Here is a 7049-nt window from a genome sequence, read left to right on the forward strand (position 1 = left end):
CCTTCTTCACCTTGCTCGACCGGTATCCATGACAATTCTGCGCACCTTTTTTGCCACTGCCCTGCTGGGCCTGACCCTCTGCGTCGGCTCCGTATACGCCGCCGACCCGCCCAGCGCCGACGCCATCCAGCAAACCCTGGACAAGCTGCCCGACCGCAAGCTGCCCGACGCCGACATGAAGGCGCTGCAAGCGATCCTGCAGCAAACCCTGACCTACCTGGGTAACCAGCAGGATTACGAGCAGCGCCTCGTCGACCTCAAGCGCCAGCTGGAAGATGCGCCGCGCCAAACCGCCGACAACCAGCGCGAACTGGTGCGGCTCAAGGCCACCAAAGTGGTCCCGGTGGCCCAACGCTACGCCACGCTGCCGGTGCCGCAGCTTGAGCAATTGCTGGTGCAACGCAGCACCCAGCAAGGCGACCTGCAAAAGGAACTGGCCGACGCCAACAGCCTGACCATCGCCGCGCAAACCCGCCCCGAGCGCGCCCAGACCGAAATCAGCAGCAGCCAGACGCGCATCCAGCAGATCAACTCGATCCTCAAGGCCGGCAAAGACAATGGCAAGGCCCTCAGTGCCGACCAGCGCAACCAGTTGAACGCCGAGCTGGCCGCCCTCAACGCGCTGATCCCCCTGCGCCGCCAGGAACTGGCCGGCAACAGCCAACTGCAAGACCTGGGCAACAGCCAGCACGACCTGGTGGTGGAGAAAACCGCGCGCCTGGAACAAGAGATCCAGGACCTGCAAACCCTGATCAACCAGAAACGCCTGGCGCAGTCCCAGCAGACAGTCACCCAGCAGTCCATCGAAGCGCAAAAATCCGGTGGCAGCAGCCTTTTGGCCACCGAGAGCGCGGCCAACCTGAAGCTGTCCGATTACCTGCTCAAAAGCACCGACCGCCTCAATGACCTGACCCAGAAAAACCTGCAGACCAAGCAACAACTGGACACCGTGACCCAGAGCGACTCGGCCCTGGACGAGCAAATCAACGTGCTGCGGGGCAGCCTGTTGCTCTCCAAGATTCTCTATAAACAGAAACAGGCCCTGCCGCGCCTTACCGTGGACCGCGACCTGGCAGACGACATCGCCAATATTCGCCTGTACCAGTTCGAGATCAATCAGCAGCGCGAGTCGATTAGCTCGCCCAGCGCTTATGTGGATAACTTGCTGGCCAACCAGCCGCCTGAAGACGTCACCCCACAGCTGCGCCGCACCCTGCTGGAGCTGGCGATCACCCGCAGCGACCTGCTGGAGCGCCTGAGCCGTGAACTGAGCGCGCTGCTCAACGAATCGATCACCCTGCAACTGAACCAGAAACAACTGCTCAGCACCGCGACCACCCTGCGCGCGACGCTGGATGAACAGATGTTCTGGATCCCGAGCAACAAGCCGCTGGACACCGAGTGGCTGGAAACCGTCCCGGCGCATTTGAGCAAGCAAGTCACCACGCTGCCGTGGGCTTCCAGCGTCAGCGAACTGTATGACGGCCTGACCCAGCGCCCGCTGCTGTTCCTGCCGTTGCTGTTGTTGATCGGCGCATTGCTGTGGCGCCGTAAAGCGCTGTACCACCGCCTGAACAAGGTCCACCTGGACATCGGCCACTTCAAGCGCGACAGCCAGTGGCACACGCCGCAGGCCATTCTGATCAATATCCTGCTGGCGCTGCCGGTGTCCCTGGGCCTGGCGCTGTGCGGCTACGCGCTGCAAATCGACGCCCGTGGGCAGAACGCCAACCTCGGCTCGGCATTGCTGCAATTGGCTCAGGCGTGGCTGGTGTTCTATACCGCCTACCGGATCCTCGCACAGGGTGGCGTGGCAGAATTGCACTTCCGCTGGGAAAGGGCCCAAGTCCAATTTCTGCAAGGCTGGGTGCGCAAACTCGGCCTGGTAGTGCTGGCCCTGGTGGCCGTGGTGGCGATTGCCGAGCACCAACCGGCGGCGCTGGCCGACGACGTGCTGGGTATCGGCGTGGTACTGACTTGCTACGCACTGATGGCCTGGCTGTTGGGCCGCTTGCTGCTGAACAGCCCGACCCACGAAAAAGCCTCGCTGTTTCGCAAAACCATGGGCCTGTTGTTTACCGCCCTGCCCGTCGCCCTGTTTATCGCCGTGTGCTTTGGCTATTACTACACCGCGCTGAAACTCAGTGACCGGTTGATCAACACGCTGTACCTGCTGATGTTCTGGCTGGTGATCGAAGCCACCTTCGTGCGAGGCCTGGGGGTTGCCGCACGGCGCCTGGCCTATTCGCGCGCCCTGGCCAAACGCCAGGCCGCCAAGGAAGCCGGCGATGGCGAAGCGGTGATCGAAGAGCCGACCCTGGATATCGAACAGGTCAACGAACAGTCCATGCGCCTGATTCGCCTGGCCTTGCTGGGCGGCTTTATCGCCGCGCTGTATTGGGTCTGGTCGGACCTGATCTCGGTATTTTCCTACCTGGACAACGTCACCCTCTACGAATACACCAGCGGCACCGGCGCCAATATCAGCATGGTGCCGATCAGCATCGGTGACATGCTCGGCGCACTGATCATCATCGGTATCACCTTCGCCCTGGCGCGCAACCTGCCGGGTCTGCTTGAAGTATTGGTGCTGTCCAAGCTGGACCTGGCCCAAGGCAGCGCCTACGCCACCACCACGCTGCTGTCCTACGTGATTGCCGGCGTCGGCTTTGTCTCCACCCTGTCCACCCTCGGCGTGAGCTGGGACAAGTTGCAATGGCTGGTAGCGGCCCTGTCGGTAGGATTGGGCTTCGGGATGCAGGAGATCTTCGCCAACTTTATCTCCGGCATCATGATCCTGTTCGAACGCCCGGTGCGCATCGGCGACACCATCACCATCGGCAACCTGTCGGGCACGGTGAGCAAAATCCGCATCCGCGCCACGACCATCACTGACTTCGACCGCAAGGACATCATTGTCCCGAACAAGACCTTTATCACCGGGCAACTGATCAACTGGTCGCTGACCGACACCATCACCCGCGTCACGCTCAAACTCGGCGTGGACTACGGTTCCGACCTGGATCTGGTCAAGGAATTGCTGCTCAAGGCCGCGAGGGAAAACCCACGGGTCCTGAAAGACCCGGAACCCCACGTGTACTTCCTCAACTTCGGCGAAAGCACCCTCGACCACGAACTGCGCATGCATGTGCGCGACCTGGGTGACCGCAACCCGGTGCTGGATGAGGTCAACCGCTATATCAACAGTGAGTTCAAGAAACAGCACATCAACATCTCCTTCCGGCAGATGGAGGTGTACCTCAAGAACATGAATGGGCAGGAATACAAATTGGTGCCTGCCGAGGATGACCGCAAGACCATCATCGGGCCTGCTCCGCAACCCGACGTGCCTGAGCCGCCAGCCGGTAAAGTCGAGGACGCGCCGGAACCGCCGCCGAGCAAACTCGACTAACGCGTCTATCCCCAGCAGAATGCTCGGACATTCTGCTGGAGATGGCCGGTGAAAGCCCTCGACGAACTGACCTTCGACAACCGCTTCGCACGCCTGGGCGACGCGTTCTCAACCCACGTACTGCCAGAACCCCTCGACGAACCGCGCCTGGTGGTGGCGAGCAACGCCGCGATGGCCCTGCTCGACCTCGACCCGGCCGTGGCCGAAACGCCGGTGTTCGCCGAACTGTTCAGCGGGCACACGCTGTGGGCCGAGGCGGAGCCGCGGGCGATGGTTTATTCCGGGCATCAGTTCGGCGGCTACACCCCACAACTGGGGGATGGCCGTGGGTTGTTGCTCGGCGAGGTGTACAACGCGGCGGGCGAGCATTGGGACCTGCACCTCAAGGGCGCCGGGATGACGCCGTACTCGCGCATGGGCGACGGCCGCGCGGTGCTGCGTTCATCGATTCGTGAATTTCTCGCCTCCGAAGCCCTGCACGCGCTGGGCATCCCCAGCAGCCGCGCCTTGTGCGTGATCGGCTCCAGCACGCCTGTGTGGCGCGAAAAACAGGAACGCGGCGCGATGGTCCTGCGCCTGGCGCCCAGCCATATTCGCTTCGGGCATTTCGAGTATTTCTACTACACCAAAAAGCCCGAACAGCAGGCCGAGCTGGCCAAACACGTGTTGAACCTGCACTACCCCGAATGCCGCGAACAGCCCGAACCCTACCTGGCGATGTTCCGCGAAATTGTCGAGCGCAATGCCGAAATGATCGCCAAATGGCAGGCTTACGGCTTCTGCCATGGCGTGATGAACACCGACAACATGTCGATCCTCGGCATCACCTTCGACTTCGGGCCGTTTGCGTTTCTCGATGATTTTGACGCGCACTTCATCTGCAACCATTCCGATCATGAAGGGCGTTACTCGTTTAGCAATCAAGTGCCGATCGGCCAGTGGAACCTCAGCGCGCTGGCGCAGGCGCTGACGCCTTTTATCAGCGTGGATGCGCTGAAAGAGGCGCTGGGCCTTTATCTGCCGCTGTATCAAGCGCACTACCTGGACCTGTTGCGTCGGCGCCTGGGGCTGACCACCGCTGAAGACGATGACCAGAAACTGGTCGAGCAGTTATTGAAGCTGATGCAGAACAGTGGCGTGGATTACACGCTGTTCTTCCGGCGCCTGGGCGACGAGTCGGCGACGCTGGCCGTGGCGCGTCTGCGCGATGACTTTGTCGACCTTGCCGGGTTTGATGCCTGGGCTGAACTGTACAAGGCCCGTGTTGCGCGAGATGGCGACTACAGCGAAGAACAACGCCGCACGCGGATGCACGCGGTGAACCCGCTGTACATCCTGCGTAACTATCTGGCGCAGAACGCCATCGCTGCTGCCGAGTCAGGCGATTACAGCGAAGTGCGGCGGCTGCATGAAGTGCTGAGCAAGCCGTTTGAAGAACAGCCGGGTATGGAGCAATACGCACAAAGGCCGCCGGATTGGGGCAAGCATTTGGAGATCAGTTGTTCGTCGTAAACCTCAAATAAAGGTTTCAACCGACACCCCAAACCGCTCCGCCAGCCACCGAATTTGCCGCAGGTTGAGCTTACGCTTACCGCTCAAAATTTCCGAAACAACAGACTGTGTGCCTACACCTGGCAGATCACTCTGGTTCAAGCCGTGCTCGCGCATCATTGCGCGCAGCACGTCGGCACCACTGGCAACGGGCATCGGGCGGTGCTCATGATCGTAGGCTTCAATCCAATCACTGAGAATATCCACCAGACTCATCAGCGGATTTGACTCGTCCTCCCCGATCAGATCCAGCAGTTCGTCGAGAGCAGTTACCAGCTCATCGTAATCTGCCTCGTTTTTAGGCTTGCGCAGTAAAGGTGAAACAAATTGCCAATGCTCAGCAGCGAGCCGAATGAGTGCGCTCATCTGATTTTCTCCTTCCAGTTGTCCCGTTCATAATCGCGGTGATCTAACAGATACTTGATGTAAATTCGTTGCTTTTGGTACCGCACGAAAGCTATTAGCCTCAGCTTGTTTCCCCCAATGTCGAACACATGAAGCTGCCCGACTTTATCCGCTGCGGGAAAAATGCCTTTCATAGAAGCGAAGTCAGCCGGACTGTTGCGCTTTATCCGGCGGTACCATTCATCTAATGCACTTGCTGAACGCGGCCACTTTTCCTTTGCTTCCCAAATCCTTTTCTCGCTGATCACTCGCATGCAACGTCCTTATCGCATCTTGCTATGAAGGTTAAACCCGAATTCTGAATATCGCAATTTGCTATACCCATGAACAGACCAATGGCTCAAAACGGAGCAGCCTCCGACAGCTTAGATACGCGACTCAGATCAGCATTGGCGAAACTGTGAGTGGATAAGTCGCCTTGATAAACCCTGAGTCCGGCTCCAAATAGAATCCATTGGCCACATCATAGAAGCCCACCATGTCCGAACCTTTTGTAATCCCCTGCCCGCATTGCAACGGCCTAAACCGCATCCCCGGCGAGCGCCTGGGCGATGCGCCGAAATGTGGGCGCTGCAAGCAACCCGTTTTGCTGAACAAGCCCTTTGAGTTGAAACAGGGCGACTATGCCAGCCAGATCAAAGGCGATATGCCGTTGCTGGTGGATGTGTGGGCGGACTGGTGCGGCCCGTGCAAGTCGTTTGCGCCGGTGTTTGAACAGGCGGCTGGGCAGTTGGAGGGCAAGTGCCGGTTGGCCAAGCTGGACAGTGAGGCGAATCAGCAGCTGTCAGCGCAGTTGGGGATTCGGTCGATTCCCAGTTTGATTCTGTTCAAGAACGGGCGTGAGGTGGCCCGCCAGAGTGGGGCGTTTCCGTTGCCGCAGTTGATGGCGTGGTTACGCAGCCAAGGCATTTAACACACATTTCAAGATCACTGCTGACCAGTGTGGGAGCTGGCTTGCCTGCGATGCAGACAACTCGGCTTGCCTGATACACCAAGGTGATGCCATCGCAGGCAAGCCAGCTCCCACACTGATCGCGTTTTAACCTCAGGCCAGCGGGGCTTCGCGGTCCATCATTTGGCCGACCAGCATTACGCCGAGTTCAGTTAGTTGATGGATGGCTAGCGCCACGTCGCGGTGTTCGCCGGTGAGGTCGTTGGACAGGTTGAGTAATAAGGTGCGCACGGACGAGAAGGTCTCGTAGCTGTTGAGCACGAGGGTTTCGGTGGGGAGGTTAGGTGCAACGGTATAAAGGTTAACCATGGTTCGTCTCCGAGCAAGAGCCGCAACCCGCCGCTACTAAACGGAGGGTGGCAGCTGTACGCAGGTTAGTAGACCGGGGAGACGCAACCGGCGCGCTCGAAAGCGCCCTCCGTACAGCCACCATCAAATTCAGGAAGGTCCTGACCGAAGATTTGCCGTACGTCTCACCACGGGCTACTAAACCCGATCACTGAACATTCAGCGACCGAAGAACCTTAGAGACGCCCATCCAGACGCACAAGCCGGGCGATTCTGGCTTATCTGTAGGCAACGAGACAAGGCAGAACCCCGCTTGCCAGACCCTTCCTACAGCCTCTGTGGGACAAATCCAAATCCACCTGAAGAAATGCAAAACAAATGTGGGAGCTGGCTTGCCTGCGATGGCATCACCTCGGTCTGCCAGTTAGACCGAGGTGATGC

Annotated in this window: 6 protein-coding genes; 3 read left to right on the forward strand and 3 right to left on the reverse strand. The window is 59.4% G+C overall.

What is annotated here, in order from left to right; all coding sequences use genetic code 11:
* Positions 1–28 precede the first annotated feature (28 nt).
* Together mscK and selO are read left to right on the forward strand one after the other, a co-directional pair.
* On the forward strand, positions 29–3412 hold the full coding sequence (gene mscK / locus ACP7A2_RS19560) for a mechanosensitive channel MscK (RefSeq protein ID WP_426135533.1): 3384 nt from the start codon (positions 29–31) through the stop codon (positions 3410–3412).
* A gap of 48 nt (positions 3413–3460) precedes the next feature.
* Complete coding sequence (selO, locus tag ACP7A2_RS19565; RefSeq protein ID WP_426135534.1) at positions 3461–4924, forward strand: protein adenylyltransferase SelO; 1464 nt, start codon at positions 3461–3463, stop codon at positions 4922–4924.
* A gap of 3 nt (positions 4925–4927) precedes the next feature.
* Here selO and ACP7A2_RS19570 read toward each other — a convergent pair whose 3' ends face one another.
* Together ACP7A2_RS19570 and ACP7A2_RS19575 are read right to left on the reverse strand one after the other, a co-directional pair.
* Positions 4928–5329, reverse strand: a complete 402-nt coding sequence (locus ACP7A2_RS19570) for a helix-turn-helix domain-containing protein (protein ID WP_426135535.1) — start codon at positions 5327–5329, stop codon at positions 4928–4930.
* On the reverse strand, positions 5326–5622 hold the full coding sequence (locus ACP7A2_RS19575) for a type II toxin-antitoxin system HigB family toxin (protein ID WP_426135536.1): 297 nt from the start codon (positions 5620–5622) through the stop codon (positions 5326–5328). Before ACP7A2_RS19575 ends, ACP7A2_RS19570 begins: the two co-directional genes overlap by 4 nt.
* 224 nt (positions 5623–5846) lie before the next feature.
* Between ACP7A2_RS19575 and trxC the strand changes: the two genes are divergently transcribed.
* Positions 5847–6281 (forward strand): thioredoxin TrxC, encoded by a 435-nt coding sequence (gene trxC / locus ACP7A2_RS19580; RefSeq protein WP_426135537.1) that lies wholly within the window; start codon positions 5847–5849, stop codon positions 6279–6281.
* A gap of 132 nt (positions 6282–6413) precedes the next feature.
* Here trxC and ACP7A2_RS19585 read toward each other — a convergent pair whose 3' ends face one another.
* Positions 6414–6629, reverse strand: coding sequence for a DUF6124 family protein (locus ACP7A2_RS19585; RefSeq protein ID WP_426135538.1), 216 nt, complete (start codon positions 6627–6629; stop codon positions 6414–6416).
* Positions 6630–7049 lie beyond the last annotated feature (420 nt).

The organism is Pseudomonas sp. PWP3-1b2, assembly GCF_049896045.1.
Classification (GTDB): domain Bacteria; phylum Pseudomonadota; class Gammaproteobacteria; order Pseudomonadales; family Pseudomonadaceae; genus Aquipseudomonas; species Aquipseudomonas antarctica_B.